Below are 20056 nucleotides of genomic sequence, written 5' to 3' on the forward strand. Positions count from 1 at the left end.
CCGGGCGGGCCGGGCGATGCGTCGCGCGGCCCTGAGCCGGACCCCGGGGCGGGCGATGCGGTCCGCCCGCTGTTCCAGGACACCGGCGGGGCCGGCCCGCCACGGCGCGGCCTCAGCCCACCGTCCAGCCGAAGCGCGGGGCCCGCCGCTCCAGGAAGGCCGCGACCCCTTCCACCGTCTCCCCGCTGCCGTGCCCCTGCGCTTCCCAGTGCGCCAGCCGCTCCGTCCCCGCCACGGGTGCCGCCGCGAACTCCTTCGCCGCCACCTGGGTGAGCTGGGACCGCGAGGCGAGCACCGCCGCGAACTCCGCCACCCGCCCGTCGAGCGCCTCCGCCGGCCACACCTCGTCCACCAGGCCCGTGCGCAGCGCGCGCTCCGTGCCGATCAACTCGGCCGAGAACAGCAGGTATTTGGCGGTCGCCGGGCCGACCAGCTCGACCAGCCGCCGGGTGGACGAGGCCGCGTAGACGATCCCCAGCTTGGCCGGGGTGATCCCGAAGGACGCCCCCTCGGCGGCGAAGCGCAGGTCGCAGGCGGCCGCGAGCTGGCAGCCGCCGCCCACGCAGTAGCCGCGCACGGCCGCGACCGTCGGCTTGGGGAAGGCGGCGAGGGCCTCCTCGGCGGCGACCGCCAGGTCCCGGGAGGCGTCCGCGCCGGCGGTGAGCGAGGAGATGTCCGCGCCCGCGCAGAAGGTGTCGCCCTCGCCGGTCAGCACCAGCACCCGGACCGCGGGGTCGGCCGCGCAGCGCTCCAGGAGCGGGGGCAGGGCCCGCCACATGGCCGTGGTCATGGCGTTCCGCTTGGCGGGGTTGGCGATGCGGACGGTGGCGGTGGCGTCGGTGACGTCCAGATGCAGTGCGGGCTCCATGGCCGGATGCTATCCGGGGCGGGCGGGGGCGATCCGGCCTATGATCAAGCGGGGGGCGCTACGAGGAGGCGCTCATGTCCAAGGGCACACGCCGGGCGCGGGACCCGGGCGGTCGCAGGCTCCACAGAGGCTTCGGGGTGCTGGCGCTGCTGGGCGGTGTGCTGGTCCTCGCGGGGCTGGTGGGCCTGGCCTACGTCGGCTTCGCGACGCTCACCACGATGATCCTCTTCGGCTGGCTGCTGCTGATCGGCGGGCTCGTCGGCCTGCTGCACGCCGTCCAGTCCAGGGAGAGCAACTTCTTCTGGCTCGGGGTGGTGGTCGCCGCGCTGAACATGGCGGCCGGCGTGGTGGTGATCCGGCGTCCCGAGGTGGCCGCCGAGGCGCTGACGATGTTCGCGGCCCTGCTCTTCCTCACCGGCGGTGTCTTCCGGCTGGTGGGCAGCATGGTGGTGCGCGGGCCGCAGTTCGGCTGGACGCTGCTCCAGGGTGCGTTCGGGCTGTTGCTGGGCATCCTGGTGCTGGGTGACTGGCCGCACAGCAGCCTCTACGTCATCGGCACGTTCATCTCGCTCGCCCTGCTCTTCGACGGGCTCGGCCTGATCGCGCTGGGGGTCGGCGGGCGGCGTGTCGTCAACCTGGTGACGGAATCAAATGTTCCGGATCGTTCAGCGAGCAACGACCGGGGCGGCCAGGAACAGTCGCGTGAGTGACCGTGGCATACGCACGTGATCAAAATCCGTCGATAGATGCTGACTTCTGTTCAGCCTGCCGGTGCGGACCCTCAGGTTCCCAACACTCAAGGGTGCGGTCGACCAGGGTGAGGGGTTGGTATCGGACATGGAAATCCTCGGGAGCGTCCCGCCCGACCCGGGACAGGCCCCGCCCCGCAGACCGATCGAGTTCGACGGTGCCTGGCGGTTCACGGCTCCCGCGCTGGACTCCTCCGTGCCCCGGGCCCGGCACGCGGTCCGCGACCTGCTCCGGCACCAGCGGGTGGCGCTGGCCGAGGACCTGCTCCAGGGGCTGCTGCTGATCGTCTCCGAGCTCGTCACCAACGCCGTGCGGCACGCCGCGCTGCTCTCCCCGGAAGTCTCCGTGGAGGTCTCCCTCGGCCCGGACTGGGTGCGGGTGGCCGTCGAGGACGACCACCCCTACCGGCCCAAGCCCCTGGAGGCCGGCGAGGACCAGACCGGCGGCCGGGGGCTGCTGCTCGTCAAGGCCATCTCGGACGAGGCCGGCGGCCTCTGCGACGTGGAGCACACCGCGAGCGGCGGCAAGGTGGTCTGGGCCGCCCTGCCGCTCGGCGCTCCGGCTACCAGCCCGCCGCGTCCCCGGTGATCTCGCGCACCACGGGCCGCGCGGTGTCCAGGACGTCCATGAACCACGCGGAGAAGGTGAACTTCTCCCGCAGCGCGTCCAGCTCGGCCGGGGTCACGAAGGCCGTCTCCTCGACCTCCTCCGGGTCCGGCCGCAGCGCGCCGCCCACGATCCCGACGAACAGGTGGTTGTACTCCTGCTCGACCAGGCCGGACGCCGGGTCCGGGTGGTTGTAGCGCACGGTGCCGGCCTCGCGCATCAGCGTGGGCGCGACACCGAGCTCCTCGCCCGTACGCCGCGCGGCGGCGACGAAGGGCGGCTCGCCCGGGTAGGGGTGGCCGCAGCAGGTGTTCGACCACACACCGGGGGAGTGGTACTTCCCGAGCGCCCGGCGCTGGAGCAGCAGCCGGCCCGTGTCGTCGAAGAGGAAGACCGAGAAGGCCCGGTGCAGCGTGCCCGGTGCGATGTGGGCGGACAGTTTCTCGGCGGTGCCGATGGTTCTGCCGGCCTCGTCGACCAGTTCCAGCATGATCGGTTCCGCTGTGCCTTCGGAGGTGGGGACCGCTGCGTCGTCGGTGGAGAGGCCCTCGGCGGGTGTGCTCGGCATTGACCATCCTCGTTGTCGGTCGTCGGCCCACAAGTCTGCCGTACCGCGGCGCGGCGTCAATGACAGAGTCTGGCCTCGTGCTCCGCGTGGCCACCGGGCTCCAGCTGGAAGGTGCAGTGCTCCACGTCGAAGTGCTCGCCCAGGCAGCCCTGCAGGTCGTGCAGCATTTTCTCGTGGCCGACCGAGTCCAGCGCGGCATGGTCGACCACCACGTGCGCCGACAGCACGGGCATTCCGGATGTGATCGTCCACACATGAAGATCGTGCAGGTCCTCCACACCCGGCAGCGCCATGATGTGTGACCGGATCTCGTCTATGTCGACGTTCCTCGGGGCCGCCTCCAGCAGGACGTCCAAGGCCTCCCGGAACAGCTTCACCGTCCGCGGGACGATCATCAGACCGATCAGCAGCGAGGCGACCGGGTCCGCCTGCGTCCACCCCGTCGCCATGATCACCAGCGCCGAGACCACCACGGCCAGCGAGCCCAGCGCGTCCGAGAGGACCTCCAGGAACGCCCCGCGCACATTGAGGCTCTCCTTCTGCCCCCGCATCAGCAGGCCCAGGGAGATCAGATTGGCGACCACACCCACCAGGCCGAAGACCACCGTCATACCGCCCGGCACCTCGGTGGGGTTCGCCAGCCGCTCGATCGCCTCGACGAGGATGAAGCCGCCCACGCCGAGCAGCAGCAGACAGTTCAGCAGCGCCGCCAGGATCTCGGCGCGGGCGTAGCCGTACGTACGGCGACCGCCGGCCGGCCGGTTGGCGAAGTGGATCGCCACCAGCGCCATGCCCACCCCGACCGCGTCCGTCGCCATGTGCCCGGCGTCCGCGAGCAGGGCCAGCGAACCCGTCAGCGCACTGCCGACGATCTCCGCGGCGAGCACCGTGAGGGTGATCCCCAGGGCGATCCGCAGCCGGCCCCGGTAGGCCGCGGCAGCCGTGCCGCCGGTGCCCGGCGGGGGGCCTCCGTGCGAATGGCCGTGGTCGTGCCCTGCGCCCATGAATGCCGCCTCCCGAACCGGTGCGCACCGGCCGGCGGACGCCGGCCGGGGCTTCAGTGAACTACGGGTGGGGGGTATGGGGCAACGCGGCACTGAACACCGTTGTCATGTGCTCTGACCTGCGGCGATGCCCCGACGCGCTGATCAGTGCTTATGCCGGGACACGGGCCCCGGGATGGTGGTGGCACCACCCTTCCCAGGCCGAACTCACCATGCCGCGCACATCGTGCGCGGGGCTCCAGCCGAGCTCCCGGGCGATCAGTTCGTTCGAGGCGACGACACGCGCCGGATCACCCGGACGGCGTGGCTTGACGACGGGCGCGGGGCTGTGGTGCCCGGTGACCTCCGCGATCAGGTCCGCCATCTCGCGGACGGACACCCCGTGCCCGGTGCCGACGTTCAGCGTGAGGTCGCCCGAGCCCGGCCGCTCGGCCAGCCGCCGGGCCGCCGCCAGGTGGGCCGTGGCCAGATCCTCGATATGGATGTAGTCACGGACACAGGTGCCGTCGGGGGTGGCGTAGTCGTCGCCGAAGATGCGCGGGCTCTCGCCCCGGCCGAGCCGGTCGAACATCATCGGGATGATGTTGTAGACCCCGGTGTCGGCCAGCTCGGGCGCGGCCGCCCCCGCCACGTTGAAGTAGCGCAGGCAGGCGGTGGACATGCCGTACGCCGAGCCGGTGGCCCGGACCAGCCACTCACCGGCCAGTTTGGTCTCCCCGTACGGGTTCATCGGCAGGCACGGCGTCTTCTCCGTGACGAGGTCGACGTCCGGCATGCCGTAGACCGCCGCGGAGGAGGAGAAGACGAAGCTCCCGACCTTCGCCGCGACCGCCGCCTCCAGCAGCACCGTCAGCCCGTGCATGTTCTCCCGGTAATAGAGCAGCGGCTTCTCCACCGACTCCCCGACCTGCTTCTTCGCCGCGAGATGCACCACACCCGTGACGCCCAGCCGGGCGAACGCGGAGTCCAGCAGCTCGCGGTCCAGGACGGAGCCCCGCACCAGCTCGCACTCCCCGGGCAGCCGCCCGGCCACGCCGGTGGACAGGTCGTCCAGCACGGCGACCCGCTCCCCCGCCGCCACCATCGCCCGCGCCACGTGCGCCCCGATGTACCCGGCCCCGCCTGTGATCAGCCATGTCATAACGGCACCCTATTCCAGCCAAGGTAAGGGCCCCGTCGGCTTCACTTCTCTTCGCTTCTCTTCACTCCAGTGCGCCTGGAACCGCCGGCACGCCCCGTGCGTCCTGTCAGTGGTGGGAAGCCGGGGTGCACGTGCGGTGAACGGCACCTTCCGGTGATCCGATAGCCTCTGCCGACGTGCCGCCCGCACCGGGTTCCGGGCACGACTGCCGCCCGCCGCCTCCCGCGGCCCCCGAGGCGGCCATGTCAGCCGCAAGGAGTGAGTTCGTCTGTCGACCGCCATCCTCACCGGTCCGCCGCCCGCCGGCTCCTCCCTTGAGGAGGACCTGCGGTCCCTCGGCTTCGACGTCCGAGTGGCGACGGACGTCGCCGGGGCGCTGGCCGACGTCCCGGCCACCGAGCGGGTCGCCCTGGTGGACCCCGGCTTCGTAGGCCACGTCCACGCCCTGCGGCTGGCCCTGACCGACCCCCGCTTCCCGGCCGCCGCCGTCGAGGGCGCGCTCACCGCGCAGCCGGACGCGCGCGCGTCCCTCACGCGCGCGCTCGGCGCCGTGACGGCGGAGGGCCCCGCGGGCTCCGCGCCCGAAGGGCTCGCCCCCGCGCTCCCCGGCGCCCTCGCCGCCAGGCTGGAGGCCGACGGCGTCGCCGTGCACCGGCCCGAGCTCGGCGTGCTCGTCGCGGCCGTACCGGACGGCGAAGAGGCACGCGCGAAGACCCGCGCCGAGGTCGGGGCCGTCGACGACGAGGCCGTGCGCCTGCGCAACGCCGTGAAGTCCCGCGACGGCTTCTTCACCACCTTCTTCATCAGCCCGTACTCCCGCTACCTCGCCCGCTGGTGCGCCCGTCGCGGCCTCACCCCCAATCAGGTGACGACCGCCTCGCTCCTCACGGCGCTGATCGCGGCGGGCTGCGCGGCCACGGGCACCCGGGGCGGCTTCGTCGCCGCCGGCGCGCTGCTCCTGTTCTCCTTCGCCCTGGACTGCACCGACGGCCAGCTCGCCCGCTACTCCCTCCAGTACTCCACGCTGGGCGCGTGGCTCGACGCCACGTTCGACCGCGCCAAGGAGTACGCCTTCTACGCGGGCCTGGCCCTGGGCGCCTCCCGGGGCGGCGGCCACGACGACGTATGGGCGCTCGCGCTCGGCGCGATGGTCCTCATGACCTGCCGGCACGTCGTCGACTTCTCCTTCAACGAGGCGAACCACGACGCCACGGCCAACACGAGCCCGACGGCCGCGCTCTCCGGACGCCTCGACAGCGTCGGCTGGACCGTATGGGTCCGCCGCATGATCGTGCTGCCCATCGGCGAGCGCTGGGCGCTGATCGCGGTCCTCACGGCGCTCACCACGCCCCGCGTGGTCTTCGTCGTCCTCCTGATCGGCTGCGCCTTCGCCGCCTGCTACACCACCGCCGGCCGCGTGCTGCGCTCTCTCACCCGCAAGGCCCGGCGCACCGACCGGGCCGCCCAGGCCCTGGCCGACCTCGCCGACTCCGGACCGATCGCCGAGGCAGCGGGCCGGACACTCGGCGCCACCGTGCCCGGCCGTGCCTACGGCCCCCCCTTCTGGGCCGTGCTGGCGGCGGCCTGCCTGCTGATCGGGCCGCTCGTCACCGGCAATGGCGGCAGCTGGCGGGCCGTGCTCCAGGCCGTGGTGTACGCCGTCTTCGCGGGCGTCGCCGTCGCCCAGCCCCTCAAGGGCCCCCTGGACTGGCTGGTCCCGCCGGTCTTCCGGGCCGCCGAGTACGGGCTCGTGCTCACGCTCGCGGCGCAGTCGGACGCCCCCGGCGCCCTGCCCGCTGCTTTCGGCCTGGTCGCCGCGGTCGCCTACCATCACTACGACACGGTGTACCGCATCCGCGGTGGCACCGGCGCGCCCCCGCACTGGCTGGTGCGGGCGATCGGCGGACACGAGGGACGCGTCCTGGCGGTCACGATCGCCGCCGCCCTGTGGCACGGCCAAGGTTTCACCATCGCGCTGACGGTCCTCGCGGCCGCCGTCGCGATCACGGTGCTCATCGAGAGCATCCGTTTCTGGGTGTCCTCCGGGGCGCCCGCAGTACACGACGAAACAGGAGAACCCGCATGATCGGCCTCGTGCTGGCTGCCGGCGCCGGACGGCGTCTGCGTCCCTACACCGACACTCTGCCCAAGGCCCTGGTGCCGGTGGACGGTGATATCACCATCCTCGACCTCACCCTGGCCAACTTCGCCGAGATCGGTCTGACCGAGGTCGCGATCATCGTGGGCTACCGCAAGGAGGCCGTGTACGCCCGCAAGGAGGCCCTCGAGGCCAAGTACGGCCTGAAGCTCACCCTGATCGACAACGACAAGGCCGAGGAGTGGAACAACGCCTACTCCCTGTGGTGCGGCCGTGACGCCCTCAAGGACGGCGTGATCCTCGCCAACGGCGACACCGTGCACCCGGTCTCCGTCGAGAAGACCCTCCTCGCCGCCCGCGGCAAGGGCCAGAAGATCATCCTCGCCCTCGACACGGTGAAGCAGCTCGCCGACGAGGAGATGAAGGTCGTCGTCGACGCCGAGAAGGGCGTCCAGAAGATCACCAAGCTGATGGACCCGGCCGAGGCCACCGGTGAGTACATCGGTGTCACCCTGATCGAGGGCGAGGCCGCCGCCGAGCTGGCCGACGCCCTGAAGGTCACCTTCGAGCGCGACCCCGACCTCTACTACGAGGACGGCTACCAGGAGCTCGTCAACCGCGGCTTCAAGGTCGACGTGGCGCCCATCGGCGACGTCAAGTGGGTCGAGATCGACAACCACGACGACCTCGCCAAGGGCCGGGGGATCGCGTGCCAGTACTGACGAGGCTCATCCCCTCGCCGGTCGTCGTCGACATCCGGGCCGGAGCGCTGGACGATCTGGCGAAGATCCTCGCCGATCAGCGGATCTCCAGCTCCGGCAAGCTGGCCATCGCCATCAGCGGCGGCTCCGGGGCGGTGCTGCGCGAGCGGCTCGCCCCGGCGCTGCCCGGCGCCTCCTGGTACGAGGTGGGCGGCGGCACCCTCGACGACGCCATCAAGCTCGGCGACGCCATGAAGAAGGGGCACTACGACGCGGTCGTGGGCCTCGGCGGCGGCAAGATCATCGACTGTGCGAAGTACGCCGCCGCACGGGTCGGGCTGCCGCTGGTGGCCGTCGCGACGAACCTGTCGCACGACGGCCTCTGCTCGCCCGTCGCCACGCTCGACAACGACGCGGGCCGCGGCTCGTACGGGGTGCCCAACCCCATCGCCGTCGTCATCGACCTCGACGTCATCCGTGAGGCACCGGTCCGCTTCGTGCGCTCCGGCATCGGCGACGCGATCTCCAACATCTCCTCCGTCGCCGACTGGGAGCTCTCCCACCGCGAGACGGGCGAGGCGATCGACGGCCTGGCCGCCGCGATGGCCCGGCAGGCCGGCGAGGCCGTGCTCCGCCACCCCGGCGGCGTCGGCGACGACGGCTTCCTCCAGGTGCTCGCCGAGGGCCTCGTGCTCACCGGCATCTCCATGTCGGTGGCCGGCGACAGCCGCCCCGCCTCCGGCGCGTGCCACGAGATCAACCACGCCTTCGACCTGCTCTACCCCAAGCGGGCCGCCAGCCACGGCGAGCAGTGCGGCCTCGGCGCCGCCTTCGCCATGCACCTGCGCGGGGCCCGCGAGGAGTCCGCGCTGATGATCGAGGTGCTGCGGCGCCACGGCCTGCCGGTGCTGCCGCAGGAGATCGGCTTCAGCGCCGAGGAGTTCGTCAAGGCAGTCGAGTACGCCCCGCGGACCCGCCCCGGGCGCTACACGATCCTGGAGCACCTCGACCTCTCCACCGACCAGATCAGGGACGCTTACGCCGACTATGCCAAAACCGTCACTAGCTGAACTCCGTCCGGTCGTCCACCCCGGCGGCCTCAAGGACCGGCGCAGCGGTGAGCACTGGGCCGGGCGCATCTACATGCGAGAGATCTCGCTGCGCTGCACCCGGGTCCTGGTGGACACCAGGCTCTCGCCCAACGGATACACCGGGCTGATGATCCTCGCCGGGATCGCGGCCGGCGCGGCACTCCTGGTGCCGGGCCTGACCGGGGCGATCCTGGGCGCGCTGCTCATCCAGCTGTACCTGCTCCTGGACTGCGTCGACGGCGAGCTCGCGCGCTGGCGCAAGGTCACCTCGATCACCGGCGTCTACCTCGACCGGGTGGGCCACTACCTCTCCGAGGCCGCCCTTCTGGTGGGATTCGGCATCCGCGCCGCGGACGTCTTCCACAAGGACGGCGCGAGCACGCAGTGGCAGTGGGCGCTCCTGGGCACGGTGGCCGCGCTCGGCGCGATCCTGATCAAGGCCGAGACGGACCTGGTGGACGTGGCCCGGGCCCGCAGCGGGCTGCCGGCGGCGGAGGACTCCGCGGCCACCCCCCGCTCCTCGGGCATGGCCCTGGCCCGCAAGGCCGCGGCGGCGCTGAAGTTCCACCGCCTGGTCGGCGGTGTCGAGGCGTCCCTGGTGATCCTGGTCGCGGGCATCGCGGACTTCTTCCACCACGACCTGCTGTTCACCCGGATCGCGGTTGTGCTGCTCGCCGCCGTCGCGGTATTGCAGACAGTGCTCCACCTCGTGTCCATCCTCGCTTCCAGCAGGCTGAAATGAGTGCCTCCTCCGCTCCCGCCGCGCCGAGCATGAAGCTCGGCGCGGTCGTCCTGACCATGGGTAACCGCCCCGCCGAGCTGCGCGCGCTGCTGGAGTCGGTGGCCAAGCAGGACGGCGACCCCATTGAGGTCGTCGTCGTCGGCAACGGCTCGCCGCTGCCCCCGCTCGCCTCCATGGCCCCGCCCGGGCTGACCGTGCGGACCGTGGAGCTCTCCGAGAACGTCGGCATCCCGGCCGGCCGCAATGTCGGCATCGAGGCGTTCGGCCCCGCCGGCCGCGAGGTCGACGCGCTGCTCTTCCTGGACGACGACGGGCTGCTGCCCGGTCAGGACACGGCCGCGCTGTGCCGTGAGGCGTTCGCCGCCGATCCGAAGCTCGGCATCGTCAGCTTCCGCATCGCCGACCCCGACACCGGGCTCACCCAGCGCCGCCACGTGCCGCGGCTGCGCGCCTCGGACCCGATGCGGTCCTCGCGCGTGACCACCTTCCTCGGGGGCGCCAACGCGGTCCGCACCCGGGTCTTCGCGGAGGTCGGCGGCCTGCCCGACGACTTCTTCTACGCCCATGAGGAGACCGACCTCGCGTGGCGGGCCCTCGACGCGGGCTGGATGATCGACTACCGCGCGGACATGGTCCTGCACCACCCGACGACGCCGCCGAGCCGCCACGCGGTCTACCACCGCATGGTCGCCCGCAACCGCGTCTGGCTGGCCCGTCGCAACCTCCCCGCGCCCCTGGTCCCCGTCTACCTCGGGGTGTGGCTGCTGCTGACCCTGGCCAGGCGGCCCTCGATGCCGGCGCTGCGCGCCTGGCTCGGCGGCTTCAAGGAGGGCTGGACGACCCCCTGCGGCCCACGGCGCCCCATGAAGTGGCGTACCGTGTGGCGCCTGACCCGACTGGGTCGCCCTCCCGTGATCTGACAAGCTCTTGTCTGAGAGCATCGGGCGCGTCCCGGGGCAGGACCCCGGGAGCGCACCTTGAGGACGAAAGTGTCAACTGTGAGCGAGACAACGCACGACAGTGCGGTCGCCATGAGTGCCCCGCCATCTCCCGACGACGGACTCTCCGCCGCCGAGCTGGCCAAGAAGTACGGCCTCGCGGTGAGCGGCGCCCGGCCCCCGCTGGGGGAGTACGCCCGGCAGCTGTGGGCGCGGCGCCACTTCATCCTCGCGTTCTCCCGGGCGAAGCTGACCGCGCAGTACAGCAAGGCCAAGCTGGGCCAGGTCTGGCAGGTGGCCACGCCGCTGCTGAACGCGACGGTGTACTTCCTCATCTTCGGCCTGCTGATGCAGCAGAGCAAGGGGATGGGGATCAAGACGTACATCCCCTTCCTGGTGACGGGCATCTTCGTCTTCACCTTCACCCAGAGCTCGGCGATGGCGGGCGTGCGCGCCATCTCGGGCAACCTGGGGCTGGTGCGGGCCCTGCACTTCCCGCGGGCGGCGCTGCCGATCTCCTTCGCGCTGCAGCAGCTCCAGCAGCTGCTGTACTCGATGGTGGTGCTCTTCCTCTTCCTGCTCGGCTTCGGCCACATGCCGTCGCTGTCGTGGCTGCTGATCGTCCCGGTGCTGGTGTTCCAGTTCTGCTTCAACACCGGTCTCGCGATGGTCCTGGCCCGCGCGGGCAGCAAGACCCCGGACCTCGCCCAGCTGCTGCCGTTCGTCACCCGCACCTGGATGTACGCGTCCGGCGTGATGTACAGCCTGGTGGACGCGCTGGAGAAGGCGAAGGCGCCGGGGTGGGTCGTGGACGTGCTGAGCGCCAACCCGGCCGCCGTCTACATCGACCTGATGCGCTGGTCGCTGATCGAGAACCACAGCAGGATCCACCTGCCGCCGCACGTCTGGTCCCTGGCCCTCGGCTGGGCGCTGGTCTTCGGCGTCGGAGGCTTCGTGTACTTCTGGAAGGCTGAGGAGCAGTACGGCCGTGGCTGAACAGAACCCCACCGGGGCCCCGGAGGCCCCCGCACCCTCCCCGGTCCCCTCGGGCCCCCGCATCCCCACCGTGATCGCGGACGACGTCCACATCGTCTACCGCGTCTACGGCGGCAGCACCGGCCGCGGCAGCGCGACCGCCGCGCTCAACCGGCTGGTCCGCCGGACGCCGGGGGCCGGCGTCCGGGAGGTGCACGCGGTCAAGGGCGTCAGCTTCACCGCCTACCGCGGTGAGGCGATCGGCCTGATCGGATCCAACGGATCCGGCAAGTCCACGCTGCTCAAGGCCATCGCCGGGCTGCTGCCTGCCGAGCGCGGCAAGGTCTACACCGACGGCCAGCCCTCGCTGCTGGGCGTCAACGCGGCCATGATGAACGACCTCACGGGCGAGAAGAACGTGATGCTCGGCGGGCTGGCGATGGGCATGTCCCGGGAGCAGATCCGCGAGCGTTACCAGGGGATCGTCGACTTCTCCGGCATCAACGAGAAGGGCGACTTCATCACGCTGCCGATGCGGACGTATTCCTCCGGCATGGCGGCCCGGCTGCGGTTCTCCATCGCCGCGGCCAAGGACCACGACGTCCTGATGATCGACGAGGCGCTGGCGACCGGTGACCGGTCCTTCCAGAAGCGCTCCGAGGCCCGCATCCGCGAGCTCCGCAAGGAGGCCGGCACGGTCTTCCTCGTCAGCCACAACAACCGGTCGATCCGGGACACCTGCGACCGGGTGCTCTGGCTCGAACACGGGCAGCTGCTCATGGACGGACCGACCGAGGAAGTGGTCCGGGCCTATGAGAAGGAGACGGCCCGCTAGCCCCGCGGCCCGCGTTTTCCAGCCAGGCGCACCGGCCCCCGCCGTCCCCCGACGGGCGGGGGCTTGACCTATCCGTAACGATCAACTCGCTTATTGTCAGGGTTGATTCGCCCCTCGCGTGGCATTGTATGGATCAAGCACCTACCCGGGCGCGTGCCGCACATCTGTACGGCGTACGCTGTACAGTGCTGATTTATGGAGAAGCGGGGCGATACCGGTGTATCTCCCCCGGCGGAAGGGTGATCCGGAGGGAGATCCGGGCGGTGCCCAGGGGGCACAGGGGGACGTCTGCCCTGCGGCGTGTCCGAAATAGGATGTTCTGGGTCGGCAGTGTAGAACGGGAGATGTGACGGCAATGGCTACGGGAACTCTCCAGCTCCGCGGCGCTCCCGCCGTCCTCGGCCCGACGACGCGTCCGGGCGGCCCCCTGTGACGGCGGGAACGGACGCGCACGAGCGCGCCGTGCTCGGCAAGGCCGCGCACGAGAACTTCCCCGTGGCACCGTTCTTCCTGCCGCGAGCCTGGCGGGACGACCTCATGGCGGTCTACGGCTACGCCCGCCTCGTCGACGACATCGGCGACGGCGACCTGGCCCCCGGCGGCCGCGACGCCGAGCTGCTGGGCCTCGACCGGGCACAGGCGGACGACCGCCCGGCCATGCTCGACGCCTTCGAGGCCGACCTCCTGCGCGCCTTCGACACCACCGGTACGGGCCCGCGCCACCCCCTGCTGCTCCGTCTGCGCCCGACCGTCCGCCGGTGCGGCCTGACCCCCGAGCCGTTCCTCGGCCTGATCGAGGCCAACCGCCAGGACCAGCACGTCACCCGCTACGCCACCTACGCGGACCTGCTCGCCTACTGCGAGCTGTCCGCCAACCCCGTCGGCCGCCTCGTCCTGGCCATCACCGGCACCGCCAGCCCCGAGCGGATCCGCCGCTCGGACGCGGTCTGTACCGGCCTGCAGATCGTCGAACACCTGCAGGACGTCGCCGAGGACCTCGGACGCGACCGCGTCTACCTCCCGGCCGAGGACATGGAGCGCTTCCGCGTGGGCGAGGCCGATCTGGCCCGTCCCACCAGCGGCGCGTCGTTGCGCGCCCTGGTCGCCTACGAGGCGGAACGCGCCGGGGAACTGCTGAATGAAGGCACCCCCCTGGTGGGTAGCGTCCACGGCAGGTTGAAGCTGTTGCTCGCGGGGTTCGTGGGCGGGGGGAGGGCCGCGCTCCGCGCGGTCGCCGCCGCGGGACACGACGTACTGCCCGGACCACCCAAGCCCACCAAGCTCAGCCTGCTGCGCGAGGTGGGAGCGACACTGCGAAGAGAGGGGTGAGCGGGACCGTGAACGGATCGCCAGACGCGTCCGCGCCGGTACTCGCCGCGTACAGCTACTGCGAGGCGGTCACCGGCCAGCAGGCCGGCAACTTCAGCTACGGCATCAGACTGCTGCCGACCGCCAAGCGGCGCGCCATGTCGGCGCTGTACGCCTTCTCCCGGCGTGTCGACGACATCGGCGACGGCCCGCTGGACGCGACGGCCAAGCAACGGCGGCTCGAGGAGACCCGGGCCCTGCTCGCCCGGATCCGCGAGGGCGGCATCGAGGACGACCACACCGACCCGGTGGCGGTCGCGCTCAGCCATGCCGCGCGCCGCTTCCCGATTCCGCTCGGCGGGCTCGACGAACTGATCGACGGCGTTCAGATGGATGTGCGTGGCGAGTCCTACGAGACCTGGGACGACCTCGCCGTCTACTGCCGCTGTGTCGCGGGTGCCATCGGCCGGCTCTCGCTCGGCGTGTTCGGCACCGTGCCAGGCGCACGCGACGCCGCGCGCGCCGCCGAGTACGCCGATACCCTGGGTCTCGCGCTCCAGCTCACCAATATCCTGCGCGACGTCCGCGAGGACGCGGCCAACGGCCGCACCTACCTCCCCGCCGACGACCTCGCGAAGTTCGGCTGCGCCGCGGGCTTCCACTCCGCGAAGCCGCCGGCCGGCGCCGACTTCACGGGCCTGGTCCACTTCGAAGTCCGGCGCGCCCGCGCGCTGTTCGCCGAGGGCACCAAGCTCCTCCCCATGCTCGACCGGCGCAGCGGCGCCTGCGTCGCCGCCATGTCCGGCATCTACCGCAGGCTGCTGGACCGTATCGCCGAGGAGCCCGAGGCCGTGCTGCGCGGCCGTGTCTCGCTCCCCGGCCGCGAGAAGGTATACGTCGCCGTGCGCGGCCTGTCCGGTCTCGACGCCCGCGGCGTCGGTCGGCGGACCGCCGGGGGGCGCGCTTGATGCCCCGGACGCCCCGTTCCCGGACCGGCAAGCGGTGTGCAACCCTCCGCCGATGGCATACGTCACTGACAGCAGCCGAGGGGGTGGGCGCGTGACCACACCACGCACGACGACCCGTACCGACCGGGAGCGCGCGCACGACACGGCCCCGTCCACCGGGGCCGCCGCCGTGGTCGTCGGCGGCGGGCTGGCCGGCATCACGGCCGCGCTCGAACTCGCCGACGCCGGACTGCGCGTCACCCTGCTCGAAGGCCGCCCCCGCCTCGGCGGGCTCGCCTTCTCCTTCCGCCGCGGCGACCTCACCATCGACAACGGCCAGCACGTCTACCTGCGCTGCTGCACCGCCTACCGCTGGTTCCTCGACCGCGTCGACGCCACCGCGCTCGCCCCGCTGCAACCCCGGCTCGACGTGCCCGTGCTCGACGTCGGCCACCCCTCCGGCAAGCCGCGCCTCGGCCGGCTGCGGCGCACCGCCCTGCCCGTCCCGCTGCACCTGGCCGCGAGCCTGGCCACCTACCCGCACCTCTCGCTCGCCGAGCGCGCCAAGGTGGGACGCGCCGCGCTCGCCCTGGGCGCCCTCGACCTCGACGACCCCGCGCTCGACGACGAGGACTTCGCGAGCTGGCTGCACCGCCACGGCCAGTCCCCGCGCGCCGTCGAGGCCCTCTGGGACCTCGTCGGCGTCGCCACCCTCAACGCCACCGCCGACCGCGCCTCGCTGGGCCTGGCCGCCATGGTCTTCAAGACCGGCCTGCTCTCCGAGCCCGGCGCCGCCGACATCGGCTGGGCCCATGTGCCCCTCGGGGAGCTGCACGACACCCGGGCCCGCGCCGCCCTCGACAAGGCCGGCGTCCGCACCGAGCTGCGCACCCGTGCCACCGCGCTCACCCGGGCCGCGGACGGCCGCTGGCACGTCGACACCGAGGCCGGCCCCGGCGGCACCGAGCGGCTCGACGCCGACGCGGTCGTCCTCGCCGTGCCCCAGCGCGAGACCCACGGCCTGCTCCCCGAGGGCGCGCTCGAGGACCCCGACCGGCTGCTCGGCATCGACACCGCGCCGATCCTCAACCTTCACGTCGTATACGACCGCAAAGTCCTGCGACAGCCCTTCTTCGCGGCGCTCGGCTCCCCGGTGCAGTGGGTCTTCGACCGCACCGACTCCTCCGGGCTCGCCGCGCACGGCACCGGCGGCCAGTACCTGGCCGTCTCCCAGTCCGCCGCGCACGACGACATCGACCGGCCCGTCGCCGAGCTCCGCGCGCGCTACCTCCCCGAGCTGGAGCGGCTGCTGCCCGCGGCCCGCGGCGCCGGGGTGCGGGACTTCTTCGTGACCCGGGAGCGTACAGCGACGTTCGCGCCCACCCCGGGGGTCGGTGGGCTGCGGCCGGCCGCCCCCACCGCCACGCCCGGCCTCTTCCTGGCCGGCGCGTGGACCGCCACCGGCTGGCCCGCGACGATGGAGGGCGCGGTGCGCAGCGGTGTCGAGGCCGCCGCCGCGGCACTCTCCGAGCTCGGCCGTCCGCATCACCACCCCTTGCGGGAGCCGGCATGACCGAGGCGAGCCATCAAGCGTCGCGATCCCGCAACGGGGCGCGTACGAGCACGACCACCAGAGGAGAGACCGTGACATCGGCGATCCCAGCTGTCGACACCGCAGGCGTCAACGCCCTGCTGGAGCGCGGACGGACGCTTGCCACGCCGGTGCTGCGTGCAGCCGTGGACCGGCTCGCGCCGCCCATGGACACCGTCGCCGCCTACCACTTCGGCTGGATCGACGCCGAGGGCAGGCCCGCGCACGGCGACGGCGGCAAGGCCGTCCGGCCCGCCCTCGCCCTGCTCTCGGCCGAGGCCGCCGGAGCGCCGCCGGAGACCGGTATCCCCGGTGCCGTCGCCGTCGAGCTCGTACACAACTTCTCGCTGCTCCACGACGACCTGATGGACGGCGACGAGCAGCGCCGGCACCGCGACACGGTGTGGAAGGTGTACGGCCCCGAGCAGGCCATCCTCGTCGGTGACGCGCTGTTCGCGCTCGCGAACGAGATTCTGCTGGAGCTCGGCACGGTCGAGGCCGGCCGCGCCACCCGGCGGCTGACGACCGCGACCCGGAAGCTGATCGACGGCCAGGCCCAGGACATCTCCTACGAGCACCGCGAGCGGGTCACCGTCGAGGAGTGCCTGGAGATGGAGGGCAACAAGACGGGCGCCCTGCTCGCCTGCGCCGTCTCCATCGGCGCCGTCCTCGGCGGCGCCGACGACCGCACGGCCGACACCCTGGAGGCCTACGGCTACCACCTGGGCCTCGCCTTCCAGGCCGTCGACGACCTGCTGGGCATCTGGGGCGACCCGGAGGCCACGGGCAAGCAGACCTGGAGCGACCTGCGCCAGCGCAAGAAGTCGCTGCCGGTCGTCGCGGCCCTCGCGGCGGGCGGCCCCGCCTCCGAGCGGCTCGCCGAGATCCTCGCCGCCGACGCCAAGCTCGGCGAATCCCAGACCGCCGACTTCGACGAGGAAGAATTCGCCAGCCGCGCGGCGTTGATCGAGGAGGCGGGCGGCCGGGAGTGGACCTCCCAGGAGGCCCGCCGCCAGCACGCCACCGCGATCGAGGCCCTCGACGGGGTCGACATGCCGGCCCAGGTGCGGGCGCAGCTCACGGCGCTCGCCGATTTCGTCGTCGTACGGAAGAGATGATTCCCATTCACCCGATCTAAGTAGATCGCAGTCGCCGGCCGACGCCCTGACGGTGCGTCGGCCGACGGAGCCCCCAGCACGGCAGAGAAGAAAGATCACTGCAAAAAGGGGAAACCATGACAGCGACGACCGACGGAAGCACCGGAGCCCCTCCGCTCCGCGCAGCCGCGGCCAAGGACAGCACCACCGTTACGCCCCCGCCCGGCGGCGGGCCGGCGGCGGCCCCCACGGCCGCCGAGCGGGCCACCGCCAGGGCGGTCGACCACCTCCTGTCCCGGCAGGACCCCGAGGGGTGGTGGAAGGGCGACCTCCAGACCAACGTCACCATGGACGCCGAGGACCTGCTCCTCCGTCAGTTCCTCGGGATCCAGGACGAGCGGACCACCCGTGGCGCCGCCCTCTTCATCCGCTCCGAGCAGCGGCCCGACGGCACCTGGGCCACCTTCCTCGGCGGACCGCCCGAACTCTCGGCCACCATCGAGGCCTATGTCGCGCTGAGGCTCGCCGGGGACGCCCCCGACGCCCCGCACATGGCCGCCGCGTCGGCCTGGATCCGCGCTCAGGGCGGCATCGCCGCCTCCCGGGTCTTCACCCGCATCTGGCTCGCCCTCTTCGGCTGGTGGAAGTGGGACGACCTGCCGGAGCTGCCGCCCGAGATCATGTACGTGCCGAAGTGGGTCCCGCTCAACATCTACGACTTCGGCTGCTGGGCCCGGCAGACCATCGTGCCGCTCACCGTCGTCTCGGCCAAGCGGCCCGTGCGCCCCGCGCCCTTCGCGCTGGACGAGCTGCACACCGACCCGCGCCGGCCCAACCCGCCCCGCTCGCTCGCCCCGGCCCTCAGCTGGGACGGAGCCTTCCAGCGCCTGGACAAGGCCCTCCACCGGTACCGCAGGTTCCCCGTCAAGCCCCTGCGCCGCGCCGCGCTCAACGCCGCCGCCCGCTGGATCGTCGAGCGCCAGGAGAACGACGGCTGCTGGGGCGGCATCCAGCCGCCCGCCGTCTACTCCGTCATCGCCCTGCACCTTCTCGGCTACGACCTCGACCACCCCGTGCTGCGCGCGGGCCTCGCGTCGCTGGACCGTTTCGCCGTCTGGCGCGAGGACGGCTCGCGGATGATCGAGGCATGCCAGTCCCCGGTGTGGGACACCTGCCTCGCCGCGATCGCGCTCGCCGACGCGGGCGTGGCCCCGGACCACCCGGCGCTCGTCAAGGCCGCGGACTGGATGCTCGACGAGCAGATCCTCCGGCCCGGCGACTGGACGGTGCGCAGGCCGGAACTGCCCCCGGGCGGCTGGGCCTTCGAGTTCCACAACGACAACTACCCCGACATCGACGACACCGCCGAGGTCGTCCTCGCCCTCAAGCGCATCGCCCACCCCGACCGCGCCCGGCTGGACGGGGCGGTGGAGCGCGCCGCCCGCTGGAACCTCGGCATGCAGTCGAAGGACGGCGCCTGGGGCGCGTTCGACGCCGACAACACCAGCCCCTTCCCCAACCGGCTGCCGTTCTGCGACTTCGGCGAGGTCATCGACCCGCCCTCCGCCGACGTCACCGCGCACGTGGTGGAGATGCTGGCCGTCCTCGGCAGGCAGCACGACCCGCGCACCCGGCGCGGCGTCGACTGGCTGCTCGCCGAGCAGGAGGAGAACGGCGGCTGGTTCGGCCGCTGGGGCGTCAACTACGTCTACGGCACCGGGTCGGTGGTCCCCGCCCTCGTCACGGCCGGGCTCCCCGTCTCGCACCCGGCGATCCGCCGGGCCGTGCGCTGGCTGGAGAGCGTGCAGAACGACGACGGCGGCTGGGGCGAGGACCTGCGCTCGTACCGCGACCCGGAGTGGATCGGCCGGGGCGCCTCCACCCCCTCCCAGACGGCCTGGGCGCTGATGGCGCTGCTCGCCGCGGGGGAGCGGGAGGGCAAGGCCGTCGAGCGCGGGGTGGCCCGGCTGGTGGAGACCCAGAAGGAGGACGGCTCCTGGGACGAACCGCACTTCACCGGCACCGGCTTCCCCTGGGACTTCTCCATCAACTACCACCTGTACCGCCAGGTCTTCCCCCTCACGGCCCTCGGCCGCTACGTCCACGGGGAGCCCTTCGCCGCCGACCACCAGGAGGCGTGATGCCCCACGGCACGGGAGCCCCCGGCCCCGCACCGCTGCTGGTCGCCTGCGCGCTCGGCATCGAGCGCCTCGCCCTGCGCGGGGGCGGCCACTGTGGTGCGGCCGGGCCCGTGACCGTACTGCGCACGGGCATGGGCCCCGCCGCGGCGGACCAGGCCGTCACCCGCGCCCTCGCGGACGACGCGATGCGGTACGCCTCGGTGATCGCCACCGGCTTCTGCGCCGGGCTGGCACCGGGGATGCACCCCGGCGATCTGGTCGTCGCCGACGAGACCCGCGACGCCGGAGGCCGCACGGAGTGCGCCGGCGCCGAGCTCCTGGCCAAGGAGCTCGCCCGGGTGGCGCCCCGGCGCGTGATCCACACCGGCCCCCTGGTCGGCTCGGACCATGTCGTGCGCGGCGCGGAGCGCTCCGGCCTGCACGCCGCGGGGGCGCTCGCCGTCGACATGGAGTCCGCCGCCACGCTCCGAAGCGCCGTCCGGGCGGGACCACGCCCGGTTGCGGCCGTCCGGGTGGTCGTGGACGCTCCAGAACATGAACTCGTACGAATCGGGACGTTGCGGGGTGGAATATCAGCCTTCCGGGTCCTCCGCACCGTCCTCCCGGCATTTATCGAATGGCACCGATCTTTACTGCTCCCCAGGAGGTGAGCCAG

General features: G+C 72.4%; 19 protein-coding genes. 15 read left to right on the forward strand and 4 right to left on the reverse strand.

The window, feature by feature from the left end; translation table 11 throughout:
* Positions 1 to 112: 112 nt before the first annotated feature.
* A complete protein-coding gene (locus tag LUZ64_RS06165; RefSeq protein WP_095578407.1) occupies positions 113 to 868 on the reverse strand; it encodes an enoyl-CoA hydratase/isomerase family protein in 756 nt (251 codons plus the stop codon).
* A 74-nt stretch (positions 869 to 942) separates the two neighbouring features.
* On the opposite strand from LUZ64_RS06165, the gene LUZ64_RS06170 reads away from it, so the two are divergent.
* Positions 943 to 1578 (forward strand): HdeD family acid-resistance protein, encoded by a 636-nt coding sequence (locus LUZ64_RS06170; RefSeq protein ID WP_095578406.1) that lies wholly within the window; start codon positions 943 to 945, stop codon positions 1576 to 1578.
* Between the two features lie 127 nt (positions 1579 to 1705).
* On the forward strand, positions 1706 to 2206 hold the full coding sequence (locus tag LUZ64_RS06175) for an ATP-binding protein (protein WP_095578405.1): 501 nt from the start codon (positions 1706 to 1708) through the stop codon (positions 2204 to 2206).
* Here the strand turns inward: LUZ64_RS06175 and idi are convergent.
* The 3 genes from idi to galE form a co-directional block, all read right to left on the reverse strand.
* Entirely contained in the window at positions 2181 to 2792 is a 612-nt protein-coding gene (gene idi / locus LUZ64_RS06180; RefSeq protein ID WP_095578404.1) for an isopentenyl-diphosphate Delta-isomerase, read from the reverse strand. The two genes, LUZ64_RS06175 and idi, sit on opposite strands and share 26 nt — an antisense overlap.
* A gap of 56 nt (positions 2793 to 2848) precedes the next feature.
* A complete protein-coding gene (locus tag LUZ64_RS06185; RefSeq protein WP_095578403.1) occupies positions 2849 to 3796 on the reverse strand; it encodes a cation diffusion facilitator family transporter in 948 nt (315 codons plus the stop codon).
* Positions 3797 to 3947: 151 nt separating this feature from the next.
* Complete coding sequence (galE, locus tag LUZ64_RS06190; RefSeq protein ID WP_095578402.1) at positions 3948 to 4937, reverse strand: UDP-glucose 4-epimerase GalE; 990 nt, start codon at positions 4935 to 4937, stop codon at positions 3948 to 3950.
* Positions 4938 to 5205: 268 nt separating this feature from the next.
* Between galE and LUZ64_RS06195 the strand changes: the two genes are divergently transcribed.
* The 13 genes from LUZ64_RS06195 (at position 5206) to LUZ64_RS06255 (ending at position 20051) form a co-directional block, all read left to right on the forward strand.
* Entirely contained in the window at positions 5206 to 7023 is a 1818-nt protein-coding gene (locus LUZ64_RS06195) for a DUF5941 domain-containing protein (protein WP_095578401.1), read from the forward strand.
* Positions 7020 to 7757 carry a phosphocholine cytidylyltransferase family protein gene (locus tag LUZ64_RS06200; RefSeq protein WP_095578400.1) on the forward strand — a complete coding sequence of 246 codons (738 nt, stop codon included), beginning with the start codon at positions 7020 to 7022 and terminating at the stop codon, positions 7755 to 7757. The genes LUZ64_RS06195 and LUZ64_RS06200 overlap by 4 nt, the downstream gene beginning before the upstream one ends.
* On the forward strand, positions 7745 to 8806 hold the full coding sequence (locus tag LUZ64_RS06205; RefSeq protein WP_095578399.1) for an iron-containing alcohol dehydrogenase family protein: 1062 nt from the start codon (positions 7745 to 7747) through the stop codon (positions 8804 to 8806). The genes LUZ64_RS06200 and LUZ64_RS06205 overlap by 13 nt, the downstream gene beginning before the upstream one ends.
* A complete protein-coding gene (locus tag LUZ64_RS06210; RefSeq protein WP_095578398.1) occupies positions 8784 to 9569 on the forward strand; it encodes a CDP-alcohol phosphatidyltransferase family protein in 786 nt (261 codons plus the stop codon). Before LUZ64_RS06205 ends, LUZ64_RS06210 begins: the two co-directional genes overlap by 23 nt.
* 29 nt (positions 9570 to 9598) lie before the next feature.
* Positions 9599 to 10489 (forward strand): glycosyltransferase family 2 protein, encoded by an 891-nt coding sequence (locus LUZ64_RS06215; RefSeq protein ID WP_095578397.1) that lies wholly within the window; start codon positions 9599 to 9601, stop codon positions 10487 to 10489.
* Positions 10490 to 10567: 78 nt separating this feature from the next.
* Positions 10568 to 11503, forward strand: coding sequence for an ABC transporter permease (locus LUZ64_RS06220; protein WP_095578396.1), 936 nt, complete (start codon positions 10568 to 10570; stop codon positions 11501 to 11503).
* Positions 11496 to 12317 (forward strand): ABC transporter ATP-binding protein, encoded by an 822-nt coding sequence (locus tag LUZ64_RS06225; RefSeq protein WP_232389775.1) that lies wholly within the window; start codon positions 11496 to 11498, stop codon positions 12315 to 12317. Before LUZ64_RS06220 ends, LUZ64_RS06225 begins: the two co-directional genes overlap by 8 nt.
* A 462-nt stretch (positions 12318 to 12779) precedes the next feature.
* Entirely contained in the window at positions 12780 to 13646 is an 867-nt protein-coding gene (gene hpnC / locus LUZ64_RS06230; RefSeq protein ID WP_095585057.1) for a squalene synthase HpnC, read from the forward strand.
* Positions 13643 to 14593, forward strand: a complete 951-nt coding sequence (gene hpnD, locus LUZ64_RS06235) for a presqualene diphosphate synthase HpnD (RefSeq protein WP_095585048.1) — start codon at positions 13643 to 13645, stop codon at positions 14591 to 14593. The genes hpnC and hpnD overlap by 4 nt, the downstream gene beginning before the upstream one ends.
* Before the next feature lie 52 nt (positions 14594 to 14645).
* Positions 14646 to 16145: a hydroxysqualene dehydroxylase HpnE gene (gene hpnE, locus LUZ64_RS06240; protein WP_095585049.1), complete on the forward strand. Its 1500-nt coding sequence runs from the start codon at positions 14646 to 14648 to the stop codon at positions 16143 to 16145.
* 71 nt (positions 16146 to 16216) lie between these two features.
* Complete coding sequence (locus LUZ64_RS06245; RefSeq protein WP_211305193.1) at positions 16217 to 17281, forward strand: polyprenyl synthetase family protein; 1065 nt, start codon at positions 16217 to 16219, stop codon at positions 17279 to 17281.
* A 116-nt stretch (positions 17282 to 17397) separates the two neighbouring features.
* Positions 17398 to 19401, forward strand: coding sequence for a squalene--hopene cyclase (shc, locus tag LUZ64_RS06250; protein ID WP_095585051.1), 2004 nt, complete (start codon positions 17398 to 17400; stop codon positions 19399 to 19401).
* Entirely contained in the window at positions 19401 to 20051 is a 651-nt protein-coding gene (locus LUZ64_RS06255) for a phosphorylase family protein (RefSeq protein ID WP_095585052.1), read from the forward strand. Before shc ends, LUZ64_RS06255 begins: the two co-directional genes overlap by 1 nt.
* The last annotated feature ends 5 nt before the right edge of the window (positions 20052 to 20056 follow it).

The sequence above is a fragment of the Streptomyces albireticuli genome (assembly GCF_021228125.1).
Lineage (GTDB): Bacteria > Actinomycetota > Actinomycetes > Streptomycetales > Streptomycetaceae > Streptomyces > Streptomyces albireticuli.